The 23,781-nt window shown below is 28.6% G+C and carries 24 protein-coding genes and 1 tRNA gene; 12 read left to right on the forward strand and 13 right to left on the reverse strand.

All coding sequences use genetic code 11. The features are described 5' to 3' along the window. Window positions 1-1,266 carry an aminotransferase class V-fold PLP-dependent enzyme gene (locus L8X38_RS06005; protein WP_133319275.1) on the forward strand — a complete coding sequence of 422 codons (1,266 nt, stop codon included), beginning with the start codon at window positions 1-3 and terminating at the stop codon, window positions 1,264-1,266. On the opposite strand, the gene L8X38_RS06010 is transcribed toward L8X38_RS06005, so the two are convergent. The 6 genes from L8X38_RS06010 to L8X38_RS06035 form a co-directional block, all read right to left on the reverse strand. Further along, window positions 1,267-2,025 (reverse strand): basic amino acid ABC transporter substrate-binding protein, encoded by a 759-nt coding sequence (locus L8X38_RS06010; RefSeq protein WP_263660600.1) that lies wholly within the window; start codon window positions 2,023-2,025, stop codon window positions 1,267-1,269. A 190-nt stretch (window positions 2,026-2,215) separates the two neighbouring features. Next, window positions 2,216-3,379 carry a putative lipid II flippase FtsW gene (gene ftsW, locus L8X38_RS06015; protein WP_220566762.1) on the reverse strand — a complete coding sequence of 388 codons (1,164 nt, stop codon included), beginning with the start codon at window positions 3,377-3,379 and terminating at the stop codon, window positions 2,216-2,218. A 69-nt stretch (window positions 3,380-3,448) separates the two neighbouring features. After that, entirely contained in the window at window positions 3,449-4,255 is an 807-nt protein-coding gene (locus L8X38_RS06020; RefSeq protein ID WP_133319278.1) for an adenylosuccinate lyase, read from the reverse strand. Window positions 4,256-4,273: 18 nt separating this feature from the next. Continuing rightward, window positions 4,274-4,993, reverse strand: a complete 720-nt coding sequence (locus L8X38_RS06025) for an arginyltransferase (RefSeq protein ID WP_133319279.1) — start codon at window positions 4,991-4,993, stop codon at window positions 4,274-4,276. Beyond that, on the reverse strand, window positions 4,993-5,253 hold the full coding sequence (locus L8X38_RS06030) for a hypothetical protein (RefSeq protein ID WP_263661557.1): 261 nt from the start codon (window positions 5,251-5,253) through the stop codon (window positions 4,993-4,995). The genes L8X38_RS06025 and L8X38_RS06030 overlap by 1 nt, the downstream gene beginning before the upstream one ends. Then, window positions 5,250-6,692: an acetyl-CoA carboxylase subunit A gene (locus L8X38_RS06035; protein WP_220566761.1), complete on the reverse strand. Its 1,443-nt coding sequence runs from the start codon at window positions 6,690-6,692 to the stop codon at window positions 5,250-5,252. Before L8X38_RS06035 ends, L8X38_RS06030 begins: the two co-directional genes overlap by 4 nt. A 118-nt stretch (window positions 6,693-6,810) precedes the next feature. On the opposite strand from L8X38_RS06035, the gene L8X38_RS06040 reads away from it, so the two are divergent. Next, window positions 6,811-6,887: transfer RNA gene (locus tag L8X38_RS06040), tRNA-Arg, on the forward strand. 1 nt (window position 6,888) lies between these two features. Here the strand turns inward: L8X38_RS06040 and L8X38_RS06045 are convergent. The 5 genes from L8X38_RS06045 to folD form a co-directional block, all read right to left on the reverse strand. Next, window positions 6,889-7,647, reverse strand: coding sequence for a CorA family divalent cation transporter (locus L8X38_RS06045; protein WP_263661558.1), 759 nt, complete (start codon window positions 7,645-7,647; stop codon window positions 6,889-6,891). After that, the gene (gene tgt, locus L8X38_RS06050) at window positions 7,641-8,762 is read right to left on the reverse strand and encodes a tRNA guanosine(34) transglycosylase Tgt (RefSeq protein WP_263661559.1); all 1,122 of its coding nucleotides are present in this window, start codon (window positions 8,760-8,762) and stop codon (window positions 7,641-7,643) included. The genes L8X38_RS06045 and tgt overlap by 7 nt, the downstream gene beginning before the upstream one ends. Window positions 8,763-8,851: 89 nt before the next feature. Further along, window positions 8,852-10,018, reverse strand: a complete 1,167-nt coding sequence (locus L8X38_RS06055) for a pyridoxal phosphate-dependent aminotransferase (protein WP_263659362.1) — start codon at window positions 10,016-10,018, stop codon at window positions 8,852-8,854. A gap of 162 nt (window positions 10,019-10,180) precedes the next feature. Next, window positions 10,181-11,029: a signal peptidase I gene (gene lepB / locus L8X38_RS06060; RefSeq protein WP_220566758.1), complete on the reverse strand. Its 849-nt coding sequence runs from the start codon at window positions 11,027-11,029 to the stop codon at window positions 10,181-10,183. Then, entirely contained in the window at window positions 11,026-11,874 is an 849-nt protein-coding gene (gene folD / locus L8X38_RS06065) for a bifunctional methylenetetrahydrofolate dehydrogenase/methenyltetrahydrofolate cyclohydrolase FolD (RefSeq protein WP_133319286.1), read from the reverse strand. The genes lepB and folD overlap by 4 nt, the downstream gene beginning before the upstream one ends. 81 nt (window positions 11,875-11,955) lie before the next feature. Here folD and L8X38_RS06070 point away from each other — a divergent pair, with 81 nt between their 5' ends. Genes L8X38_RS06070 through L8X38_RS06100 form a run of 7 tightly spaced genes read left to right on the forward strand, consistent with a single transcriptional unit; the run spans window position 11,956 to window position 17,799 of the window. Further along, window positions 11,956-12,309, forward strand: a complete 354-nt coding sequence (locus tag L8X38_RS06070; RefSeq protein WP_263659360.1) for a c-type cytochrome — start codon at window positions 11,956-11,958, stop codon at window positions 12,307-12,309. Then, a complete protein-coding gene (gene hemL / locus L8X38_RS06075) occupies window positions 12,296-13,573 on the forward strand; it encodes a glutamate-1-semialdehyde 2,1-aminomutase (RefSeq protein ID WP_263661560.1) in 1,278 nt (425 codons plus the stop codon). The genes L8X38_RS06070 and hemL overlap by 14 nt, the downstream gene beginning before the upstream one ends. Next, on the forward strand, window positions 13,570-13,848 hold the full coding sequence (locus tag L8X38_RS06080; RefSeq protein WP_039641170.1) for an AtpZ/AtpI family protein: 279 nt from the start codon (window positions 13,570-13,572) through the stop codon (window positions 13,846-13,848). Before hemL ends, L8X38_RS06080 begins: the two co-directional genes overlap by 4 nt. Beyond that, a complete protein-coding gene (locus L8X38_RS06085; RefSeq protein ID WP_012661294.1) occupies window positions 13,832-14,317 on the forward strand; it encodes a hypothetical protein in 486 nt (161 codons plus the stop codon). The genes L8X38_RS06080 and L8X38_RS06085 overlap by 17 nt, the downstream gene beginning before the upstream one ends. After that, window positions 14,311-15,507, forward strand: coding sequence for an MFS transporter (locus L8X38_RS06090; protein WP_263661561.1), 1,197 nt, complete (start codon window positions 14,311-14,313; stop codon window positions 15,505-15,507). Before L8X38_RS06085 ends, L8X38_RS06090 begins: the two co-directional genes overlap by 7 nt. Then, on the forward strand, window positions 15,497-17,506 hold the full coding sequence (locus tag L8X38_RS06095) for a flagellar hook-length control protein FliK (protein ID WP_263661562.1): 2,010 nt from the start codon (window positions 15,497-15,499) through the stop codon (window positions 17,504-17,506). The genes L8X38_RS06090 and L8X38_RS06095 overlap by 11 nt, the downstream gene beginning before the upstream one ends. Before the next feature lie 2 nt (window positions 17,507-17,508). Beyond that, window positions 17,509-17,799: a FlhB-like flagellar biosynthesis protein gene (locus L8X38_RS06100; protein ID WP_133319292.1), complete on the forward strand. Its 291-nt coding sequence runs from the start codon at window positions 17,509-17,511 to the stop codon at window positions 17,797-17,799. Here the strand turns inward: L8X38_RS06100 and L8X38_RS06105 are convergent. Continuing rightward, window positions 17,774-18,583, reverse strand: coding sequence for a phosphatidylserine decarboxylase (locus L8X38_RS06105; RefSeq protein ID WP_263660591.1), 810 nt, complete (start codon window positions 18,581-18,583; stop codon window positions 17,774-17,776). The genes L8X38_RS06100 and L8X38_RS06105 overlap by 26 nt on opposite strands. Continuing rightward, on the reverse strand, window positions 18,584-19,714 hold the full coding sequence (locus L8X38_RS06110) for a metallophosphoesterase (protein WP_263661563.1): 1,131 nt from the start codon (window positions 19,712-19,714) through the stop codon (window positions 18,584-18,586). Between the two features lie 70 nt (window positions 19,715-19,784). Here L8X38_RS06110 and L8X38_RS06115 point away from each other — a divergent pair, with 70 nt between their 5' ends. Genes L8X38_RS06115 through L8X38_RS06125 form a run of 3 tightly spaced genes read left to right on the forward strand, consistent with a single transcriptional unit; the run spans window position 19,785 to window position 23,763 of the window. Further along, complete coding sequence (locus L8X38_RS06115) at window positions 19,785-21,722, forward strand: ABC-F family ATP-binding cassette domain-containing protein (protein WP_263661564.1); 1,938 nt, start codon at window positions 19,785-19,787, stop codon at window positions 21,720-21,722. A gap of 53 nt (window positions 21,723-21,775) precedes the next feature. Next, the gene (locus L8X38_RS06120; RefSeq protein WP_263661565.1) at window positions 21,776-22,963 is read left to right on the forward strand and encodes a M48 family metallopeptidase; all 1,188 of its coding nucleotides are present in this window, start codon (window positions 21,776-21,778) and stop codon (window positions 22,961-22,963) included. Then, complete coding sequence (locus L8X38_RS06125) at window positions 22,963-23,763, forward strand: HemK/PrmC family methyltransferase (protein WP_165955269.1); 801 nt, start codon at window positions 22,963-22,965, stop codon at window positions 23,761-23,763. Before L8X38_RS06120 ends, L8X38_RS06125 begins: the two co-directional genes overlap by 1 nt. The last annotated feature ends 18 nt before the right edge of the window (window positions 23,764-23,781 follow it).

Consider the following 23,781-nt stretch of genomic DNA (forward strand, 5'->3'; position numbering starts at 1 on the left):
TTGGATATTGAAAAACTAAAACAAGATATTATTTTAAAAAAAGGAATATATTATTTTGATTTTACAGCTAGCGCTTTAGCACTAAAAAGCATAGAAAAAGAAATTAAAAAAATTCTTACTACCTATGCAAATACACATTCAGATAGCTCTTTAAATTCTTTTATCACACAACAGCATTATGAAAACGCAAGAATAAATTTAAAAAAATACCTTGAATTAGATGATAGTTTTGCTCTTATAGCTTGTGGGAATGGATCTTCAGCAGCTATAAAAAAATTTCAAGAACTTTTAGGTCTATATATACCACCACTTATTAAAGAAAAATATTTTAAAAATACAGACAAAAATACCTTACCTTTGGTTATAGTTGGACCCTATGAACACCATTCTAATGAACTTTCATTTAGAGAAGCTTTGTGTGAATGCGTTCGAGTGCCCTTAGATAAAAATGGAGAATTAGATTTTAATTTTTTAGAAAAATTATTACAAAAATCCAAAAACAGACAAATCATAGCAAGCTTTAATGCAGCTTCTAATGTTACAGGAATTTTAAGTGATTATAAAAAAATTTACACTTTAATCAAACAACACAACGGTATAGTTGCTTTTGATATTTCCACTTTAGCTCCTTATGCTAATTTAGATCCTAAATTTTACGATGCAGTGTTTATTAGCTCTCATAAACTACTTGGAGGTGTAGGATCTTGTGGCTTACTTGTTATCAAAAAAAATCTATGTGGCAATACCCCTAGCTTTGCAGCAGGTGGAACTGTGGGCTATGTTTCAAGAACATCTCAACAATATTTATGCGAAGTTGAAAATTTAGAAGAAGGTGGCACACCTGGAATTATTCAGCTTATTAGAGCAAGTTTGGCTTTTAAAATACGCAATGAAATAGGTTTAAAAAATATAGAAAAAAAAGAAAAAGAACTTTGTGAATATTTTTTCAAACAATGTACAAATTTTCCAAAAATGATCTTATATGCAAAAAATATCACTAATAGATTACCTATTTTTGCTTTTAATATAGAAGGAATTTCTCCTTTTGATTTAGCTTATAAACTAAGTAAAACTTATAAGATAGAAACAAGAGCAGGTTGTGCTTGTGCAGGACCTTATGGGCATGATTTACTCAATCTAAAAGACAATCAAGAATTAAAATCTAAACCAGGTTGGCTAAGAGTGGGTTTTCATTATACGCATACAAAAGAAGATATGGAATATTTTTTTAAAGCCTTGAATATAAGTATCAAGGCTTTAAGTTAATTATTGTAAATCGTATTTTTCTACGATTTTTTGGTAAGTACCATCAGCTTTAACTTTTTCTAAACCTGCATTAATTTTTTGAATAAGCTCACTTTGTTTTCCTTTATCAAAAGCTATACAAAACCCTGAACTTCCATCATTTTCTTCTAAAAATGCTTCTAGCTCTTCATTAGTTTTTAAATAACCTTTACCAATATCTTTATCCGTTAAAACTGCATCTACTTTGCCAGCTTTTAAAGCTAAAATTGCTGCTAACATTTCTTCGCTTGCAACTACTTGAGCATTTGGAATAGTCTTAGCAGCGCTTTCTTGAATAGTTCCAAGTTGAACACCTATTTTTTTACCTTCCAAACTTTGTTTATCGCTAATACTAGAATCTGTTTTTAATTTTAAATATAAATTTTTAGTATTGAAATAAGTATCACTAAAATCCATACTTGCTAATCTTTGAGGAGTTGAACTCATAGCAGAAGCTATCATATCAATCTTTCCAGCTTTTAAGGCAGGAATTAAACCATCAAAACTCATATTTACCCATTCAAGTTTTAAATTTTCTCTTTTAGCAATTTCTTCCAATAAATCAACATCAAAGCCGGTAATTTTTGCATCTTTAATAAAATCAAAAGGAGGATAATTTGCAGCTATACCTACTTTATAAACTTTTTCACCAGAAGCACTAGCTTGATTTTTATCGCTTGAACAAGCACCTAAAGCTAATATACCAAATAACGCTAAAACAACATATAATATTTTTTTCATTTTTTTCCTTTGTTAAAATTAAAATAAAATTGATAAATGATTATAATGTGTTTAAACGCCTGTATTTCTTCATATCCGCCTCCTTTATAATAAATGTGAGCATAATTATAGCAGAAAAAAGTTTTTTGTAAAGAGTTGTTATAGAATATTTTTTATTTAAGTTAATTTTTATATATTTTAATTAATGAGTTTAAATTTTTACCTTCTTGCTAATCATTAAAACATAACCTATTCCAAGACAAATAGACCACATAGAACTGCCACCATAACTTAAAAGTGGCACAGCAACTCCTTTTAATGGAGTTAAAGAAATAATTCCAAAAGCATTCATAAAAAATGAAAACAATAAAAGTAAAGCTACACCTGAACAAAATAAAAAATGGACCTTATTTTCACAGCGTCCAGCAATTCTAAAAATTCTAAGTATGACCATCAAATAAATCAAACATATAATGCTCAATCCTAACAATCCTATTTCCTCAGTAATCCCTGATAAAACAAAATCCGTATGCACCTCACTTAAAAATCCCAATTTGAAAGTTCCAAGACCCAACCCTTCTCCAAAAAATCCACCATGAGCTATAGCATTTAAACTATGTGAAATTTGATAAGGTTCTGAGTTATGGCTTACTCTTAAAGCACTTGCTAGCCAATCAGGAAAAAAAGGTAAAAACGCATCTTGGATATTTCCCCACCAAGCAGAAATACGCTGAATTCTTCTTTGATTACTTAAAATCACCAAAACCCCAATCATTCCAACAATAACCACGCCAAAAGCAAAAAGTCTTTTACTAGCTCCTGCAAAAAATGCTAAAGCAAAAACCAAGAAAAAAGAGATAACACTTTGGCCTAAATCATTTTGTGTCATATAAATATAGCCAATAACAAAAGCAGCTAAAATAAAATAAGGAATTAAAATTAAAACTTCGTGTTTGATTGCTTTTTTGCTATCATCAATTCTTCTTGTATAAGACCAAGCAAGGAAATAAATCAAACCTATCTTAAAAAATTCAACAGGAGAAATAGATAAAGGACCAAGCCTGATCCACCTTTTAGCACCACCTGCTGCAGTAGCAAGAAAGGTCGGTAAAAAAGGCAAAATAAGTATAAATAAAAAAGAGATTAACAAAACACTTATCATTAAATAATGTGCCATTTTACTATCAGGATTTAATCTTGAAACAAAATAAATAATAGCTATACCACTAAGTCCAAAAAAAAGCTGTCTGATGAAAAAATGAAATTCATTATATTCTAAATAAAGCACAGTAAAAGCACTTAAAGAATATGAAAAAAGTATCCCTATAGTTATTAGAATGCAACTTAAAAAAAATAATTTTCTATCAGCAACCAAAATTTCTTCCTAGAATTTTATAAAAATTAATTTTAATAAATTGCAACTTAAAATGATGTTATTTGGAGATTATGTGTTGTTTTTATATAAAGATTTTAAACTCTCATAAGCAAGCTGAATTTTTTCAAATTCCTCACGACAATAAGCTTGTTCGATTTTGCTTTTACCTTGATGGCGATCAGGATGATAAATTTTAACTAAATTAAGATAATTTTGTCTAATAGTAGCAAAATCATCACTAGAATTACATCCTAAAGTTTGGAAATAATTCTCAAAAAGTTTAGCTAAAGCATTAAATTTCCAATTAGTATTGGCTTTATTTTTCATTTTATTTCTAAATTCTAAAAGCTGAGTTTCATTGATTGTAAAATCCACACAATATTTTAAATGCTCATTTACGCTTGCTAAAATTTCTAAAAGATTTAAAGTATTATCATCTTTGTATTCTACTGAAAAAATACAATTTTTCTCATCATACATGCTTTTATGATCTTTAAAATATTGCTCTAAATATACAGCAAACATTTTTTCATTAGAACTTAAAGTTATTAAGATATTTTTTTGTGCAAAACCTATTTTAGCAAAGATTACAGGCTTTAAAGTATTTGCTTGAGCAAGATTTAATTTAAAGGTCTTATAATGCGCAAAAGCAAGATTATCGATTTGGTTTCCAGTATTTTTTTTATACTTGTGATTAACAAGTTTTAAAAAATATCTTCTTTGAGGAATTTCATTTTCCACAAAAAAAGATAGGGTTTTATTTTTATTACCTATAACTTTAGAAAAATTTTTACGGATAAGATCTTGAAAATATTTAAACATTAAAAAATCATCAGTATTAACACTAACAGATTCTAAAGTTTGCACTACTTGCATAAAATCCTCTCTATAAACCTAACTCCACAAAAATGCCTGTTCATCTAAAGCACTAGTGTGTTTTAAAATTTCATTTGGACTATAATCGGCTTTATACGATAAAGATTGACACCCTTTTACAAAATATCCTAAATAAATATATTTTAATTTTTTTAATTGTGCAAGCTTGATTTCTGTTAAAAGCGAGTATTTTCCAAGACTTAGATGTGAAAAATCAGGATCATAAAAACAATATATACTAGAAATTCCATCTTCTAAAATATCAATCAAATCAACACAAACTAACTTATTATCTATATAAAAATCAAGCTCATATCCAAAAGTACCTGCATTATCTACATAAAGATTGTAATATTTTCTAAAATTTAAATCATAAATTTTCCAATTTCTTTTATCTTTTTGATAATGGTGGTATTTTTCATAAAGCAGTAAATGCTCATCACTTAAAGAAGGTTTTTGTAAGATTATTTTAGTAGCTATATTTTTTTTTAAAACCCTACGATAGCTTTTACTAAAATGGAAATTTTCTACCAAAATACGCAAATTTTGACATTCATTACAATCATTACATATTGGTCTTGAAAAATATGAACCAAAGCGACGCCAACCTCTTGAAACTAATTCTTGATTTTGCGCTTTGTTAATAAAAGATATATAATTATACTCATTTCTACAATATCTATTTTCAAGATAAGGACATTCTTCTTCTAAAGTACAAAAACCAATAATATTATTCATTAGATCTTTTTAATATCACTATTTTTTACAAATTCCATAAATTCATTAGCTAAACGCTCTTCTTTTAAAAACATATCTTCAAATTCTTGTTCTTGCTTTTTATCTTCATTTTGCTTAGCTAAGTCTTTTTGTATAGCATCTAAGTCAGTATTTTTCATACTAACTCCGCTTTTACTCGCTTTAACCTTTTCTTTTTTTATTTGACCTTGTTCTTTTTGGAGTGCTTTTTTTATATCTTTTAATTCATCTAAAAAACTCATGATTGCCTACTTTCTTTTATCTTTTGTAAGGCTGCAGCTATAGCAGCAATTACTTCTTCTTTATTTTCTTGGTGTCTATCTTCTGTCTTTTCCAAAAGCTCTTCCATATGTGTTTCTATGAAAGAAGTATCAAAATACCCTCTTCTAAATTCTCTTATTTTGGTAATTGCAATCAAAAATGGAACAGTTGTTCTAATATCATCAATCACAAATTCTTTCAAAGCTCTCTCAAGTCTATTAACTGCACTATCATAACTTGAGCCCTTAACAATTAATTTTGCAAGTAAAGAATCATAATAAGGTGGCACAGTATAGTCTTTATATAAATGACTATCCACTCTCACAGATGGCCCTAAAGCTGGAAAATACTCTGTAATTTTGCCTGGACTTGGAATGAAATTTTTCCATACATTTTCTGCTGTAATCCTAGCTTCTATCGCAAAACCTCTTGGTTTTATATCGCTTTGCTCAAGATCTAAAATTTCCCCATTTGCTATACGAATTTGTCTTGTGATAAGGTCAATCCCGGTAATTTCTTCAGTAATTGGGTGTTCTACTTGAATTCTTGTATTCATTTCCATAAAATAAAATCTATTATAATCATCAAGTAAAAACTCAACCGTCCCAACATTCGTATAACCTACAGCTTTTGCAGCAGCTACTGCAGTAACTCCTATGGTTTTTCTTAGTTTTTCTGAAATACTTGGGCAAGGTGCTATTTCAATGATTTTTTGATGTCTTCTTTGTATTGAGCAATCTCTTTCACAAAGATGAATGATATTACCATAATTATCTGCTAAAATTTGAAATTCAATATGCCTTGGATTAATAACATATTTTTCCATAAAAACTTCATCATTTTTAAAAAAACTTAGTGCTTCTCTTTTGCATGCTTCAAAAGATTTTTCCAAATCCTCTTCTTTGTGTACTACGCGTATGCCTCTACCGCCACCACCACCACTAGCTTTTAAAATTACAGGATAGCCTATTTTTAAAGCTTGAAGTTTGATTTCTTCTAATGTGCAATGATTTAATTTTTCAGTACCTGGAACTACAGGGATTCCATTTTTTTTCATTAAATATCTTGCTATGTTTTTATTACCCATTTTACGGATAACATCTGATTTTGGACCTATAAAGATAATCCCTGCTTCTTCGCATTCTTTTGCAAATTCATAATTTTCACTTAAAAAACCATATCCAGGATGTATAGCATCAGCTCCACAAGCTTTAGCAATCTCAACTATTCTTTTACCATCTAAATACCCTCTTATGGCATCAGTTCCTATTCTATATGCTTCATCAGCAACTTTTACATGCAAACACTCATAATCAGGTTCAGTATAAACAGCAACACTTTGTATATGCAAATCTCTACAAGCACGGATCACCCTTACTGCAATCTCACCTCTATTGGCTATTAAAATCTTATGTATCATGACTTTGCCTTAAGCTAAAATATTAAAAAGAAGATTAGCATAAAAATATAAAAATTCTATAAAAATATTTATTTTTGCTAATTTTAAGAATTTTTTGATAAAATTACTCTTTATTTTTGCGCCCATAGCTCAGCTGGATAGAGCATTTGATTGCGGTTCAAAAGGTCAGAGGTTCGAATCCTCTTGGGCGTACCACTTACTTCTTTTTTACAGAAAATTCATCCAAATCTAATTCTTTTTTATCTTTAAATTGATACCATAAAAATAAAATAAAAAATATCGTTAAAATCACAGCCAAAACATAGTAAGTTCCATATTCATTTTCAGATAAAAATAAATTTTTGGTATTCATACCAAAAAATCCAACGATTAAATTTAAAGGTAAAAAAATTGCAGACATAATACTTAAAAAGTAAATATTTTTATTTATTTTTTCATTTCTTGCGGTATTAATATAAGTGTAAATCCCTTCTAATCTTGATATATTTTCTTTAATATTTTTTTCCAAAACAGCTAAATTTAAAATAATTGTTTTTAAACTTTTCTTTATAAAATGATGCTTACTATGACAAATTTTACAAGCCTCTAAAACAGAAGAAACCATGTTATAACTTTTACTAAGCTTGACTTTTAATATAAAATATTTTGTCAAGAAATTCTTTACTTTTTTATTTTCTAAAATCAACTCCTCTCTTTTTTCTATAGAAAGGTTAATGGTATTATTTTTTTCTTTTTCATTTTGCAAAATTTCTTTTAATATAGCTATAAATTCCGTATTAGAAAATAAAATCAAATTTTCATCTTTATACTCAAAAATTTGATTTTCTTTAAAAACAAATACACTTTTAGAATTTTTAGTTATATCTAGAGTGAAAATATCAAAATCATCAAATTCATAATAAGCATTTGATATATTAATATTACTAACAATTTGTTTTAAAACATCATTTAACACATTCTTTGCCTATAAAATTCTTTTCTAAAATTTTCAAATTCATCTTTAACAATAGCTTCACGCATTTGCTTGACCAAATTTAAATAATAGTGTAAATTATGAATACTTGCAAGTCTAAAAAAGGTTAATTCTTTGGCTTTAAATAAATGATTTAAATAGGCCCTTGAAAAATTCTTACATGTATAGCAAGAACATTTGCTGTCTATAGGGGCATGATCAGTGATAAATTCTGCTTTTTTGATATTAAATTTTCCAAAGCTAGTAAATAAAGTACCATTTCTTGCATTTCTTGTTGGCATCACACAATCAAACATATCCACACCTCTTGCTACATTTTCTACTAAATCTTCAGGCGTGCCAACTCCCATTAAATATCTAGGGCGATTGTTATCCACATAAGGCATCATAGCTTCAACCGTATCATACATAGCCTCATTTTCTTCTCCCACGCTTAATCCACCTATAGCAAGCCCATCAAAATCCATCTCACAAAGTGCTTGAGAGCAAATTTTTCTAGCTTCAAAATCAGTCCCACCTTGGATAATACCAAAGATATTTTGCCCTATTCCCACACCTTGACTTTGTTTTAACTTATGATAATCAATAGCTTCTTTTGCCCATTTTATAGTGCGTTTTAGAGAAAGTTCTATCCTTTCTTTACTTGCAGGTAAGGCCACTAAATCATCTAAAATCATCATGATATCTGAATTAAAATCATATTGCGCATCTAAAACACTTTGCGGGGTAAAATAGTGCAAACTTCCATCGATATGACTTTTAAATTGAATACCTTTTTCATCAGGTTTTGAATTTTTACTTAAAGAAAAAGCTTGAAAACCTCCACTATCTGTTAAAAAAGAGCCTTCAAATTTACTAAAACCGTGCAGGCCATCCATTTGCTTAATCACTTTAGAACCAGGCCTTAAATACAAATGATAAGTATTTGCTAAAATAATTTTTGCATTTAAAATCTCACTCATATCAACAGCATCTAAACTTTTAATCGCAGCCAAAGTTCCAACGGGCATAAAAATAGGAGTTAAAATTTCACTATGTGTAGTTTTTATACGACAAGCTCTAGCATTTGCACTTTTATATTGAACTTCAAATTCCATTATTTTTCCTGTATTTTTTGCATAATCATACCAAAGACTTGCTTATAAGTTTTTTTGAAAGAAAGCCTGTTTTTAACAGGCTTAAGAAATTAGTAGTTTTTTACAAATTCAACGATTTTTTCACAACCTTCAATAATATCTTTTTCATTAGTTGCATAAGAGAGCCTAAAATACCCTTCCATGCCAAAACCAATACCTGGCACCAAAGCTACTTTTTGCTCTTCTAGCAGTCTTTTACAAAATCTCATAGAATCATTATCAACTTCTTTGCAAGATATAAATAAATAAAAAGCTCCTTGTGGAATTTGTTCTAATTTTAACTTATCACTTTTGGCTAAAATTTCACAAGCTAATTCTCTACGCTTTAAAAAGGCTTGTCTCATCATTTCAATATCATTATCTGCTTTTCCAAGTAAGGCTGGTAAAGCTGCGTATTGGATGATTGAACAAATATTTGATGTACTTTGCCCTTGTAGTTTTTTAACAGCATTATTAAACTCGCTCATTTTACTTGCCATGTATCCAAAACGCCACCCTGGCATAGCACCACATTTGCTAAGACCATTAATACTTACAGTTCTATTTAAAGCATCTTCACTAACTTGTGCAAAGGCACAAAATTCTCCATCATAAACTAATTTTTCGTAAATTTCATCACTTAAAACTACTATTTTAGTTCCTTCTAAAACCTTAGCTAAAGCACTTATTTCTTCTTTAGAATATATAGCTCCTGTAGGATTTGATGGAGAATTAAACATCAAAACCTTAGTTTTTGAAGTAATAGCTTGTTTTAATTGTTCTGGGGTGATTTTAAATCCATTTTTTGCTTCACCTTCTATAAACACAGGAGTTGCGCCTGCAAATTTTACCATTTCAGGATAACTCACCCAATAAGGACTTGGAATGACAACCTCATCACCTTCTTCAACTAAACACTCAATCGCCATAAACAAAGAATGTTTAGCACCAACATTGGTAATGATTTCACTTGTTTTATAATCTAAACTATTATCATTTTTAAATTTATATTGTATAGCCTCTATAACTTCTTTTATACCCACAACTGGCGTATAAGCTCCACAACCTTTTTCAATAGCTTCAATTGCTGCTTTTTTAATGATTTCTGGAGTATCAAAATCAGGCTCACCTGCCGAAAAACTAATAACTTTCTCACCATTTGCTTTTAAAGTTTTGGCTATATCAGTCATTACTAAAGTTAAGGATTCTCCTAAATTTTGAGATCTTTGGCTTAGCATTTTCTATCCTTTTATCTTATACTAATTTTAATTTTTGTAATTGTTACAACTTGGAGCTTAAAAAATTCTACGAGTAAAATCAAGATTGTATATTTTTAAAAAATTTTGTGTAGAAACTATACATTTTCTACACAAACTATTTTTATTTGTTTCTTTGGGTAATTATTCTAAAGCTTCTATGTCGCTTTCATTATGATGAATAAAGCGTTCATCTTTTTCTATAGTTTCAACTAAACGCCCTACTCTTTCCCATCTAACTTTTTTATTTTCATCCCATGAAAAATAAATAAACCAAGGTTGCCCAACTATATATTTATAATCTACACTTCCCCAAAATCGACTATCGCTAGAATGATCACGGTTATCGCCCATCATAAAATATTCATTTTCAGGTACTTTATAATAATAAGCATTAAAACCATAAATATTATTAGCACCTAATTCATCAAAAGAAGCAGGCTTCATAGCAAATTGCCCCAAATTTAAATAGCGAAAAAATACACTGTCTATATCCACTCTAGAATCATAATGTATCCCTTTTTCCACAAAAGGCTCTTTTACAAAAAGTCTTCCGCCTATGATTTTTGTTTTATTAGGATAATAATCTTTCATATATTCATCACCCTCAACCATACGCACATATAAGGTTTTATTTGCAAAAACTACTTCATCTCCGCCTTTGGCCACACATCTTTTTACATAGTGGATTTTTGGCTCATGCGGATATCTAAATACCACAATATCCCCTCTTTTAGGACCTTCACCACTTACTAAATGTCCATTTTTATTAAAATCAGGTAAAACAGGAATTTCCACCCAAGGAATATGCGGGGTTGGAATACCATAAGAAAATTTTTTTACAAATAAAAAATCCCCTACTAATAAAGTATTTTTCATAGAACCGCTTGGTATAGTAAAAGCTTGTATAAAGAAAAATATAATCAATAAAACAACTACTAAAGTTCCCGTCCAAGATTGTGTAAATTTATAAATTTTCTTCAAAAATTTCATTTTTTTATCCTATTTTTAGCTGATTTTATAGTATTTTCTAAAAGCATAGCAATAGTCATAGGCCCTACTCCACCTGGTACAGGAGTGATATAACTAGCTTTTTTACTAACATTTTCAAAATCGACATCGCCTACTATTTTTCCATCAACTCTATTAATCCCAACATCAATTACCACCACACCTTCTTTAACCATATCTTCTTTTAAAAGATTTGGACAACCTGCTGCTACGATAACAATATCAGCATTTTTTGTATAAGCTTTTAAATCTTTTGTATAAATGTGACAAATACTCACACTAGCGTTAGCATTTAACAAAAGAGTAGCCATAGGACGGCCTACTATATTTGAAGCTCCTATTACAACTACACTAGCTCCTTGTAATTTTATATCATAATGTTCTAAAATTTTCATAACGCCTAAAGGTGTACATGGTAAAAAACCACCTTTTAAATTAAGATTTAAATTTCCGACATTAAAGGGGTGAAAGCCGTCTACATCTTTATTAAAGTTAATACTTTCTAAGATTATATCTTTATTAATATGCGATGGCAATGGAAGTTGAACTAAAATTCCATCTATACTATCATCATGATTTAAAGTATTAATCAAAGCCAAAAGCTCATTTTGAGTTGTATTTACATCAAGTTTATAAACTAAAGACTTAATTTCACATTGCTCGCAAGCTTTTGCTTTAGAACCCACATAAGTAGCACTAGCAGGATCCTCGCCTACTAAAATTACAGCCAAACAAGGCTCTATACTTTGAGCTTTAAGTTCTAATACTTCTTGTTTTAAATTTTCTTTTAACTTATCACTTAGCTTTTTACCATCTAAAAGTGTCATTTCTTTCCTTAAATTTTATAGCTTTCTTTAACTTAAAAAATTGTATCATAACAAAACTTCTTTTTTTGTTAAAGGCAATGAATGAAAATTGTATTATTTTTATTTTTTATAATTTATGGTGCTTGGGCTGAAGATTTTATCTCTCCTAAAGAATACCAAGAGTCCCTTTACAAAAATCCAAGAGGTATAAGTTGTGCTAAATGTCATGGCGATGGAGGTCAACAAATACTAGGTTATTACACTAAAAATGGAGAAAAAATTCCTTTTATTGTGCCAAGTATTAAAAACACTCCTTATACGCGTTTTAGAAAAATTCTAAATCAACCTCAAGAGGCAAAAAGCATTATGCCAACTTACTCGCTAACAGAAGATGAAATAAAATCACTTTATGATTATATTACTAGCAATAAAAGGAGTAAAAATGAAAAACAATAAAAAAGCCTTTGAGGAAGCTTGTGAGTATATAGCAGGTGGGGTAGATTCCCCAGTGCGTGCTTTTGCAAGTGTAGGTAGCAATCCTTTATTTATCAAACAAGGCAAAGGTGCTTATATTAGCGATATAGAAGAAAATACTTATATAGATTATGTGCAAAGTTGGGGACCTTTACTTTTTGGACATTGTGATGAGGATATTGAAAAAGCTTGTAAAAAAGCATTAGAGCATGGCTCGAGCTTTGGTGCGCCAACTTTAGCTGAAACTAAATTGGCCAAATTTATCTTAAAAGATTGGCCACATTTGGATAAAATCCGTTTTGTAAGTAGCGGCACTGAAGCTACTATGAGTGCTATTCGTCTTGCAAGAGGATTTAGTAAAAAAGATAAAATCATCAAATTTGAAGGATGTTATCATGGGCATTCTGATTCTTTATTAGTAAGCGCTGGAAGCGGTGCAACTACTTTTAACACCCCAAGTTCACTAGGAGTTTTAACCGATGTAGCTAAAAATACTCTAGTAGCCGTTTATAATGATATTGATAGTGTTAAAAACTTAATCAATAATGATGATAATATAGCTTGTATCATCATAGAGCCAATTGCAGGAAATATGGGTTTAGTGCCTGCTAAAATAGAATTTTTACAAGAGTTAAGAAAACTATGTGATGAGTATCAAATTCTTTTAATTTTTGATGAAGTTATGAGTGGCTTTAGAGCTTCATATCTTGGCTCTTTTGGGATTAATAATATAAAAGCTGATATAGTAACTTTTGGTAAGGTTATAGGCGGAGGTATTCCTGCAGCTGCTTTTGCTGCAAGAGCTGAAATCATGGATTTATTAAGTCCTTTGGGCGGGGTATATCAAGCAGGAACACTAAGTGGCAATCCTCTTGCTATGGCTGCAGGTTATGCGAGCTTAAAAAAAGCAAGAAACTATGAAGGCTTGTATGAAAAATTAGAAAAACTAGGCAAAAGACTTACTCAAGGCTTTAAAGAAGCTGCAAATGATTGCAAAATTCCTTTGCAAGTTAATTGCGTTGGTTCTATGTTTGGATTTTTCTTTTGTGAAAACCCTGTTAATAATTATCAAGACGCTTTAAAATCAGATACTAAATTATTTGCCAAATTTCATACACAGATGCTAAGCAAAGGTGTGTATTTAGCACCATCTCAATTTGAAACAGGTTTTATATGTGAATGTATGGATAAAAAAATCATTGATAAAACTATACAAGCAGCACAAGAAAGTTTTAAAGCATTATGAATAAAAGACAAAAAATCATTCGCAAAGGTATAGAAGCTGCAGATGGATTAAGCCTTGGTATATCCATGGTTGTGGCTGTTTTAATCGGAGTTGGTATAGGCTATTTTTTAAAAAACTTAACCGGTATTGTTTGGCTTTTTTGGGTAGGAGTGTTTATAGGAGTAGCTGCGGCGATTTTAAATGTTTATAAAGCCTACAAAGCACAAGTAAAAAGTTACGAAGAATTTAAAGAAGAAAATCGCTATAAAGATTTAAAAAATGATCCTAAAGCCTAAAATTTTATTAAAACTCTTGCTAGGATTAAATTTACTTTTCTTAGCAGGAGTTTTTTTTTACAAAGAATTAAGCTTTAAAACCTTTATAAGCTTTGAATTTGGCTTTTTAGCTCAAAATTTAATCATTCTAATATCTTTTTTAAATTATAAAAATTTTATTTTTAAAGCAGCTAAAAATTATGATTTTACGCAAAGACCTTTACAAATTTTTGCTAAAAAACAATATTCTTTGCCAAAAATTATAAAATTTATCCATATAGATGACGATTTAAAACCAAAATTTAAAAGTATTTTTAAAAACGCATTAGCTTTTTTTTCTTTATTTAAAATTTTTGCCTATGTGTTTTTAATAGCAGGATTTTTATTTTTAGAGTTTCAAGGTTTAATGAGTATTTTTGCCTTGTTTTGTGCAATGTTTGTCACACCCATAGCGGTATTAATATATAATTTTTTAATAAGAAAATGTTAAGCTCAAAAAGAACGATTAGATCACTAACAGCATTATTTCTTGGTATGATTTTTGTTTTCATAGGAAGTGCTTTAACAGTAAATTCCATAGCTATTATTTTAAAGCATAATAATGTTAGTAATTTTTATATAGGCGTAATAGGAAGTTGTTATTTTCTTGGTGCTATGGTAAGTACAATTAGTGCCCATAGAATAGTTTCTAAAGTAGGACATATAAGATCATTTGGAATTTTTGCTATTATTTTTGGTATAGCCACCATGCTTCATAGTTTAAATTCTAATCTTTATTTTTGGATGTTTTTAAGATTTTTGCTAGGTTTTTGCTATTATGCGCTTTTAATGGTAATAGAATCATGGCTTAATGAAAAAGCAAAAAACACTATTCGCTCAAGAGTAATAGCCTTTTATGAGGTTGTATTTTACTCATCATCAGGTTTTGGAATTTTACTTATGTCTTTTGACTTTCCAAGTAATACAGTATTTATTTTAAGTGCTAGTTTTATTATGTTTGCTTCCATTCCTTTATTTTTAATCCGCATTAAAGAGCCTATTTTGCCACAAAAAACAAAAATTTCCATTCCTAAGGTTTTTGATATAGTGCCTTTAGCCTTAGTAACAAGTTTTATAGCGGGCATGCTTTTAAATGGCTTTTTTTCCATGGCTTCTTTATTTGTACTTATACAAGGATTTGGCGCAAAAGAAGCTTCTATTTTTATTTTCTCTACTATGGTAGGTGGCTTTATTTCGCAACTTTATATCGGAACTCTTTCTGATAAAATTAGCAGAAAATTTGCCATTATATTGTGTGCTTTTATTGCTTTAAGCGCTATGCTTTGCATACTACTTTTAGAATATAATATTTATCTAAAATACTTTTTTGGGTTTTTGCTAGGCATGGGTATGTGTTGTTTATACGCTCTTTCTTTAGCAAGAGCAAATGATATGCTTGATAATCCTAACAAAAGAGTTGAACTTGGCAGAGCAGTTCTTTTTACCTATTCTTTTGGTGCTTTATTCGCGCCTGCAGTTTTGGGAACTTTGATGTATTATTTTCAAGCTTATGGCTTTATGTATTTTTATATAGTTTTATTAAGTATTTTGATACTATTTGCCATCGATAAACCAAAATTTAAAAAACTTACCAAATTTAAAAGAAAACCTGGTAATATGGTAATGCTAGATGATAACTAATATCTCTAATAATCAAAATCAGTTTGCAAAAAATGAAACAAATAAAGAAAATAAAAGTGAAAAATCAGACAAAAAAACCTCTCTCAATGAAGCGTTAAAAAATCCTTTATTTTCCAAAAGCGATTCTGAAGTTAAATTACCCAGAGATTATGTTAGCAAAATTGATCAAAAACTACAAGAATTACTTAATAAACTTTTAGATCAAATCAAAACCAATAAAGATCCTGATTTGGCAGTATTAAAAAATCATAAAGATTTAAATTTCGCACCTAATTTTGCCAATGAAGTAAAAAAACTCCAAGCAGAGCTTTCAAAAAATCCTGAATTTGAAAAACTGCTTAAAATTTTAGAAGATTTAGTCAAGCCTGCTAAAGATATTAATAATAAAAATCTTTCATCTTTAGTGAAAAATTCAGGCATATTTTTAGAAGCAAAGCTCAATCATTCTTTAAAAGAACAAAATTTACCACAGAGTTTTTTTAATCTTTTAAGTACTATAAAAGGCGCTACAAGTGAAAATTTAAAACACGATATAAGTAATTTAGATCTTAAAAATCTTGATACTACAAGCACCTTAAAAGAACTTATTCACATCTTACAAAATCACAAAAAAGATAATAAAATTTCTTTAGAAAATACAAACTACAAAACACTTTTTAAGCTATTTGATAAAATAGAAAATTTTAAAAATTATATCAATAAAAACCCAAGTTCTATTAGTCAAGAAAAACTCCAAAATATTGCGGATAATTTTATCAAAAATCTTAATAAAAATTTAGCACTTATCAACAAAGAACTAGCTAAACCAGAAAACATAAAAATTCAAAACACTCATATACTAAAAGAGCTTAGCCAAAATATAAAAGATTTTATAATACTTTTAAAAGATATAAAAAATCACAAAAACAAAACCGAAACAACACAAGAAAATTTAAACAAAACTCCACACACTAAAGACATCAAAGAAGAGTTAAAAGAAGAAATAAAAACTCCACAAAAAAACACAGAGGATAAAAAAGAAACTCAACAAAAACAAGAAAGCATAGTAAAAGATAAAGAAATTCAAAACATAAAAGAAGAAAAAATACCACAAAGTAAAGATATCAAAGAAAATCCCAAAGAAGAGCCAAAAACACAGCAAAAAAATACTGAAGATTTAAGCAAAAATGATAGCAAAAGTCAAAATTTACAAACAAATAATACTAAGTTAGAAGATATATTTAAAAGCACTTCAGGCAAAATTTTACTAGAAGATATTTTCAAACAAAATGTAAGCAAAAATCTTAATTTTAGCCAAAATTTACAAGAAGAGCTTTTAAACAATCTAAACAAAGAACTAGGCTTAATAGGAAGAAAACTCAATGAAGTTTTAAAAGCTTTAGATCCTAAAAATTATGAGGCAAAAAATTCTTTAGATGATATAAAAAATATAGAAAAAAAATTAGAACTTTCTATAAAAGATCTTGGAAAAATCACCCAAAAAGATAGCACAGAAATTTCTTCAGAATTACAAAAAGATATTAAATCCACTCTTTTGCAAGTTTCTAATCTAGCCAAAAATTTAGACAATGAAAGCATACTAAATCAAGCAAATCGTCTTATAGCTCAGCTTGAATTTAACCAACTTTTATCTTTAGCCAATAATAGCATTCATACTTTTTTACCTTTCTTTTGGGATGATTTAGAAAAATCTAATGTAGTTTTTAAACGCGGTAAAAAAGATAAATTTTATGCACAAATTAATCTTGAATTTGAAAAATTAGGAAAAATCAATGTATTTTTATCTCTAAGTAATGATAAATACATCGATATAAATATGATGATAGAAAATGCTAATTTTAGAAAAAAACTTTATGAAAGAGCACATGAACTAAAAAAAGCCTTAGTTAAAGTAGGACTTCTAAGCTCTAATTTTTTCATCAGCGATATAATTAAAAGTAAATTTCACAATCAAGAAGAATATAATGACTTTAATATGGGTTTTGACACAAGGGCTTAAAAATGGCTAAAAAAACAAAAAAAGCCGTTGCACTAGGCTATAACAAAGAAGAACAAAATGCACCAAAAATCCTAGCTAATGCCAAAGGTGAAAACGCTGCTAAAATCATCTCTTTAGCCAAAGAAAATGGCATACCCATAAAAGAAGACAAAGACTTAGTAGAAGTGCTTAGCAAACTTGATCTAGGCGATGAAATCCCACCTAATATGTATAAAGCAGTGGCTGAAATTTTTGCCTTTTTATATAAAGTTGCTAATGAAGATGAGACTAAGCAAAGTCCGCAATCTTCTTAGAAAATTCAACTTGCTCATAAGCATTTTTACTAAATTTTAAAAACCCTTTTTGAGCGATTAAAACTATAGTTGAACCTAGCTCAAAATTTCCAAGTCTTTGGCCTTTTTTTACAAAAAGATCTTCATAGGTATGAGTAAAATCAAAATTTGCTGCATTAGTTTGTATGCTAGTATCAAAGCTAAAGTGCATTTTACCGACATTTAGCGCACCCACAAATACCATCCAAAGTATAAATTTTCCTTCCACTAAGCACTTTAAAACTACTCTTTCATTTTTAGTATAAAGGTTTATAATTTTAGCTAACTTTGCCTCACTCACACTAAATAAGGCCCCGCTCATATAAGTAGCACTTAAAATTTGCATATTACAAGGTGCATGATAATGATGATAATCTTTTGGAGATAAATAAATATTTGCATAATCTATGCCATTTTCCAATTCTTCTTTACTAGCTGAGTTTTTTAAAAGCTCTTCTATACTATAACTTGAACCTTTAATGCTAAAGGCTAAATTTTCTTTTAAATCATTTTGAAAGCTACTTCCAAGTTCTAAAATTTTACCATCACTTGGACTTATAAAGCCATCTTCTAATTCTCGCTCATTTAATAAAGTTCTTGTAAATAAAGCATTTAAACTCTCATATTCTTCTAAAGGTTTAAATTCACTCATATTGATATTAAAAGCATTTACATAAGCTTTATTAATATTTTTTTGTATAATTTTTGGAAATTTATATTTTGCTATGATTCCAAACATTTTTGAAGCACTATTGCTAAATCCCACTCATTCTCCTTTTAATCTAATCAAAGCTATCTCACTAGGGGCTAAAAATCTCACAGCAGGCCCCCAAAATCCAGCTCCACTACTTACATAAAGCAAACTATCTTTGCTTAATTTATAAAGCCCATACACAAAACCTTGTTCTAAATATACTAGCAAAGAAAAAGGGAAAATTTGTCCTGCATGTGTATGTCCTGATAAAATCAAATCAAACCCACTTACATCATAAGTTTTTACATACTTTGGTTGATGAGTGATTAAAATATTAACCTTTTCTTGATTGATTTGAGTTTTGATTTTTTCTATATTGCTTTCTTTAAAGCCCAAACGCTTGGCAGCCAAATCCAAAGTCCCACTTAAAGTAAAATCCCCAAAATCAATACTTTCATCTTCCAAAACTTTGAAATTTTTAAGAGTTTTAAGCTTTTTGCTTATTGCATTTATATCATTATAATACTCATGATTTCCATAAACAAAATAAGTACCATATTTTGATTTAAAATTTTCTAATAAATTAATATAAGGCATACTAGCAATATCTGCATCGATTAAATCCCCAGCTATAATGACTATATCAGCATTTAAAATATTAACTTCATCGATTAAAGTTTTTAAAAAATCTTCTCCTAAATTTTTTCCCAAATGCACATCAGAAAGTAAAACTATATTTAAATCTTCTTTTAAATTTTTAACTTTAATATCTACCTCATTAACCTTAGGTGTGCTAATAGCATTTACAAAACCTTTAAATACCATACTAACGCTAAGTATAATAAGCCAAGAATCAAAAATTAATTTTAAAAACTTTCTTCTTTGGACATTGAAAATTTGCTCTTTTTTATTTTCATTAAAAAAAATCCAAGAGCCAATTTCAAAAATCACTCCAAAAAGCAAGAAAAAGCAAGTAATAGTAGGAAAAATAGCTAAAATATAATAAAGCTTTTCATGTAAAAAGTCCCCGCGCATATTTATAAAAAAGATTAATTCACATGCAAAAACTATTAAAATAAAAGCTAATACAAACTTCTTATAAGGTTTTAAAAAATCAACCCTACTTAAAAATCTTTTATAAATATACCAATTTGCCAAAGCAAAAAATAAAACTAATAAAGTAAAAAAAACAAATGCTCTCATGGCGTAATTTTATTTAAGCAAAATTAATACTTTTTAAAGTAAAATCGTAAAAAACATTTGGGAAAGAAATTTGGCTTTAATAGATTTAATCGACGCAAATAAGAAATTTAATACAAAAATAGTTTTAGAAAATGCAAATTTTAGTGCAAATTTAGGAGAAAAAATCGCCATTATAGGCAAAAATGGTGAAGGAAAATCAAGCTTTTTAAAAGCCCTTATGGGGACTTTAAGATTAGACAGTGGTAGAGTAATTAAACAAAATAACACTAGTATAGGTATGCTAAGCCAACAAGTAAGCTTTGAAAGCACCTTAAGCGTAAGCGAAGCCATCAAAAAAGAACTTGAAGAAATTTACCAAGCCTTGAAAGAATTTGAAAGCTATAATGAAAAACTAGCTTTTGATCCTGAAAATAAAGAATATTTAAAAAAAGTAGATGAATTAAGTTTATTTATAGATTCAAAAGACGCATGGAATTTAGACCAAAAAATACAAAGAATATTAGAAGAATTTAAACTATTAGAATACAAAGACAGAACACTTTGCTCTTTAAGCGGGGGCGAAATAAGACGCGTAGGGCTTTGCACACTTTTGCTAAAAAATCCTGATATATTATTGCTTGATGAACCAACTAATCATCTAGATGTATATATGAGTAACTTTTTAGAAGAAAGGTTAAAAACCTCTAAAATGTGTGTTATTTTCATCTCTCATGATAGGTATTTTATCGATGCTATAGCGCAAAAATGCGTAGAAATAGAAGCGGGAAAATTAAGCATTTTTGAGGGTGGATATACGCAATATCTAGAAAAAAAAGTAGCTATTTTAGCTTCCTTAGCTAAAAGCCATGAAACCTTGCTTAAGCAACTAAAAAGTGAGGAAGAATGGCTAAGAAGAGGAGTCAAAGCTAGGCTTAAACGCAACGAAGGACGCAAAGAACGCATTTTTAAAATGCGTGAAGAAGCTAAGAAAAACCCAGGAGCTATCAAGCGCTTACAACTTGAAATCAAAAGAGCAAGTAAAAATTTTAACCAAACTCAAAGCCAAAACCGCAAAAAAATGCTTTTTGAACTTAAAAATATCTCAAAGTCTATTGCCAACAAGACACTTTTTAAAGACTTTAATGCACGAATTTTACAAGGTGAACGCATAGCCATAGTAGGTAAAAATGGCTGTGGAAAATCTACTTTCTTAAAGATTTTACTTGATCAAATTCCGCTTGATAGCGGAGAGATTAAAAGAGGTGAAGTTAAAATAGGCTATTTTGATCAAAGCAGGAGCTTATTAAATACTGATAAAAAACTTTTAGAAATTTTTTGCCCAAATGGTGGCGATCACATTCAAGTGCGTGGTAAAAATATGCATGTTTATGGGTATTTAAAACAATTTTTATTTCCAAAAGAATTTTTAGAGCAAAGTGTGAGTGTACTAAGTGGGGGCGAGAAAAACAGAGTTGCTCTTGCCTTGCTTTTTACTAAAGAATATGATGTATTAATCTTAGATGAACCAACAAATGATTTAGATATAGCTACAATAAATATCTTAGAAGAATATTTACTTTCTTTTGAAGGTGCGATTTTGCTTGTATCACATGATAGATATTTTGTTGATAAAATAGCAACTAAACTTTATGCTTTTGAAGATAATGCAAATATTAACATAGAAGTTCTTTCTTATAGTGAATATTTAGAAAATGAAAAAGAATACAAGGACTTTGAAGAATTTTCTAAAAGTTTAGAAACAAACACTACAACAAGTGTAAAAACAAAAGAAAAATCAAGTAAAAAACTAAGCTATAAAGAAAATGAAATTTTAAACTCATATCCTGATAAAATTCATAAATTAGAAGAAGAAATCAAAGAAATCAAAAATGCTCTAAGCAATCCTGCAATCTATCAAGAACTAGGTATAAATACCCTTTATGAAAAGCTAAACTCTTTAGAAAATGAACTTAGTATTTTAGAAGAAGCTTATTTTGAGGTTTTGGAAAAAAGTGAAAATATTGATTAACTTTATATATTTTAAATAAGATAAAATTACTCAAATTTATTTAAGGAAAAACTATGACTTTGATAACTATTTTATGTATTTACACAGCTTTTTTGGTTTTTATATCTTGTGTGCAAATTTCTTTTTTAAAAAAAGAAAGAGAAAAACAAGCAATTATTTTAAATGAACAAGATTATAAAAATGCTGCAAATATCGCCATAGAAAATGAAAAATACAAAATCTTTTCTAATCTTTATAATCTGATGATTAACATTTCTTGGATTAGCTTTGGCTTTTTGTATTTAAAAGAAATTTTTATAAAAGAAAATTCTACCTTAGAAAATACTTTATTTTTGCTTGCATTTTTATTTATTATTAGTATTTTAAATTTACCACTTAGCTATTATGAAAGCTTTATAAAAGATAAAAAACACGGCTTTTCAAATATGACTTTAGCACTTTTTGTTAAAGACAGCATTAAATCTTTAGCTCTAATGCTTGTTTTTGGCTTTTTAATCATCTATGCCTTAGTATTTTGCTTTGAATTTTTTAACACATACTGGTGGGTAGTGGCTTTTGCTCTAAGTTTTATAATTATACTTATTATAAATCTCATCTACCCTACACTTATTGCACCTATGTTTAACAAAATGAAAAAACTTGAAGATGAAAATTTATTAGAAAAAATCACTAATTTAATGCAAAAATGTGGCTTTAGTGCAAATGGTGTTTATGTTATTGATGCAAGCAAAAGAGATAAAAGATTAAATGCTTATTTTGGTGGCTTATTTAAAAGCAAAAGAGTAGTACTTTTTGATACACTTTTAAATGCTTTAAAAGAAAAAGAACTCATTGCTGTTTTGGGTCATGAGCTAGGACATTTTGTGCATAAAGATTTGCTAAAAATGTTATTTGCTAGTGCTTTGATGCTTTTTGCTTTATTTTTCATCTTTGCACATTTACCAAGCTTTTTTTATATTGAAAGTCATTTAAATGGAGTGAATGCTGGAGTTTTTGTACTTTTATTGATTTTTGGAAATATTTTTACTTTTATTATTTCTCCACTGCTTAATAAAATGAGTCAAAAAAATGAATTTAATGCTGACTTACACGGAGCAAAACTAAGCTCTAAAGAAGATATGAAAAATGCTCTCATAGCTTTAGCAAAAGAAAACAAAGCCTTTGTTAAAACAAGTAAAATTTATACTTTCTTTCATCTAAGTCATCCTTGTATTTATGATAGAATCAAAGCTTTGCAATGATTTCAATCAAACAAGCTTTAAAGCAAGCTTACGCAAAAGATCCTACTCACAAAGAATATATACTTTTTATTCTTTGTGAGCTTTTGCAAAAAGATAAAGCTTGGATTTTTTTAAATCCTGAATTTCAAATCAATGAGAAAGTTTTTTTAGAATATATAGATAGATTTTTAAATGGTGAGCCTTTTGAGTATTTATTTCAAAAAACACAATTTTATGGTTTTGATTTTTTTACTAAAAAAGGGGTTTTGATACCGCGTTTTGATAGTGAAATATTACTTGAAAGATGTTTAGAAATTTTAGATCATAACTCTTTTAAAAATATACTTGAAATTGGCTTTGGAAGTGGAATTTTAAGTATTTGCTTAGCAAAGTTAAAACAAATTTTTATACAAGCTTGCGATATTAATCCAAAAGCATTAGAGCTTGCTAAAAAAAATGCAGATTTTCATAATGTTTCAAATTTAATCAATTTTCAACTTTGTGATTTTAAAAATATACAAGGAAATTTTGACTTTATTTTTTCTAATCCTCCTTACATAAAAAATGACTATCCTTTAGATAAATGGGTTCAAAACGAACCACACAATGCTTTGTTTGGTGGAGATAAAGGTTGGGAAATTTTACATGAAATTATTCTTTTTGCCAAAAATCACAACACAAAAGTCTTAGCATGTGAGTTTGGCTATGATCAAAAAACAATTTTAAATAAAATTTTAAAAGAAAATGATTTTAAAGCTACTTTTTATCAAGATTATAATGGATTTGATAGAGCCTTTGTTGCATGGAATTTAAAAAATTAGACTATAATTATCTTTATT

The organism is Campylobacter sp. CNRCH_2014_2452, from assembly GCF_025772865.1.
Classification (GTDB): Bacteria; Campylobacterota; Campylobacteria; order Campylobacterales; family Campylobacteraceae; genus Campylobacter_D; species Campylobacter_D lari_D.

Bases quoted from the DNA above. Each gene is read 5' to 3' on its own strand.
- L8X38_RS06030 (WP_263661557.1), bottom strand. From the start codon at position 5,253: ATGAGTTTTTTAGATGAATTAAAAGATATAAAAAAAGCACTCCAAAAA.
- L8X38_RS06010 (WP_263660600.1), bottom strand. From the start codon at position 2,025: ATGAAAAAAATATTATATGTTGTTTTAGCGTTATTTGGTATATTAGCT.
- L8X38_RS06120 (WP_263661565.1), top strand. From the start codon at position 21,776: ATGACTTTGATAACTATTTTATGTATTTACACAGCTTTTTTGGTTTTT.
- L8X38_RS06095 (WP_263661562.1), top strand. From the start codon at position 15,497: ATGATAACTAATATCTCTAATAATCAAAATCAGTTTGCAAAAAATGAA.
- lepB (WP_220566758.1), bottom strand. From the start codon at position 11,029: ATGAAATTTTTGAAGAAAATTTATAAATTTACACAATCTTGGACGGGA.
- hemL (WP_263661560.1), top strand. From the start codon at position 12,296: ATGAAAAACAATAAAAAAGCCTTTGAGGAAGCTTGTGAGTATATAGCA.
- L8X38_RS06055 (WP_263659362.1), bottom strand. From the start codon at position 10,018: ATGCTAAGCCAAAGATCTCAAAATTTAGGAGAATCCTTAACTTTAGTA.
- L8X38_RS06025 (WP_133319279.1), bottom strand. From the start codon at position 4,993: ATGAATAATATTATTGGTTTTTGTACTTTAGAAGAAGAATGTCCTTAT.
- folD (WP_133319286.1), bottom strand. From the start codon at position 11,874: ATGACACTTTTAGATGGTAAAAAGCTAAGTGATAAGTTAAAAGAAAAT.
- L8X38_RS06100 (WP_133319292.1), top strand. From the start codon at position 17,509: ATGGCTAAAAAAACAAAAAAAGCCGTTGCACTAGGCTATAACAAAGAA.
- L8X38_RS06070 (WP_263659360.1), top strand. From the start codon at position 11,956: ATGAAAATTGTATTATTTTTATTTTTTATAATTTATGGTGCTTGGGCT.
- L8X38_RS06085 (WP_012661294.1), top strand. From the start codon at position 13,832: ATGATCCTAAAGCCTAAAATTTTATTAAAACTCTTGCTAGGATTAAAT.
- L8X38_RS06035 (WP_220566761.1), bottom strand. From the start codon at position 6,692: ATGATACATAAGATTTTAATAGCCAATAGAGGTGAGATTGCAGTAAGG.
- L8X38_RS06020 (WP_133319278.1), bottom strand. From the start codon at position 4,255: ATGCAAGTAGTGCAAACTTTAGAATCTGTTAGTGTTAATACTGATGAT.
- L8X38_RS06110 (WP_263661563.1), bottom strand. From the start codon at position 19,714: ATGAGAGCATTTGTTTTTTTTACTTTATTAGTTTTATTTTTTGCTTTG.
- L8X38_RS06090 (WP_263661561.1), top strand. From the start codon at position 14,311: ATGTTAAGCTCAAAAAGAACGATTAGATCACTAACAGCATTATTTCTT.
- L8X38_RS06080 (WP_039641170.1), top strand. From the start codon at position 13,570: ATGAATAAAAGACAAAAAATCATTCGCAAAGGTATAGAAGCTGCAGAT.
- tgt (WP_263661559.1), bottom strand. From the start codon at position 8,762: ATGGAATTTGAAGTTCAATATAAAAGTGCAAATGCTAGAGCTTGTCGT.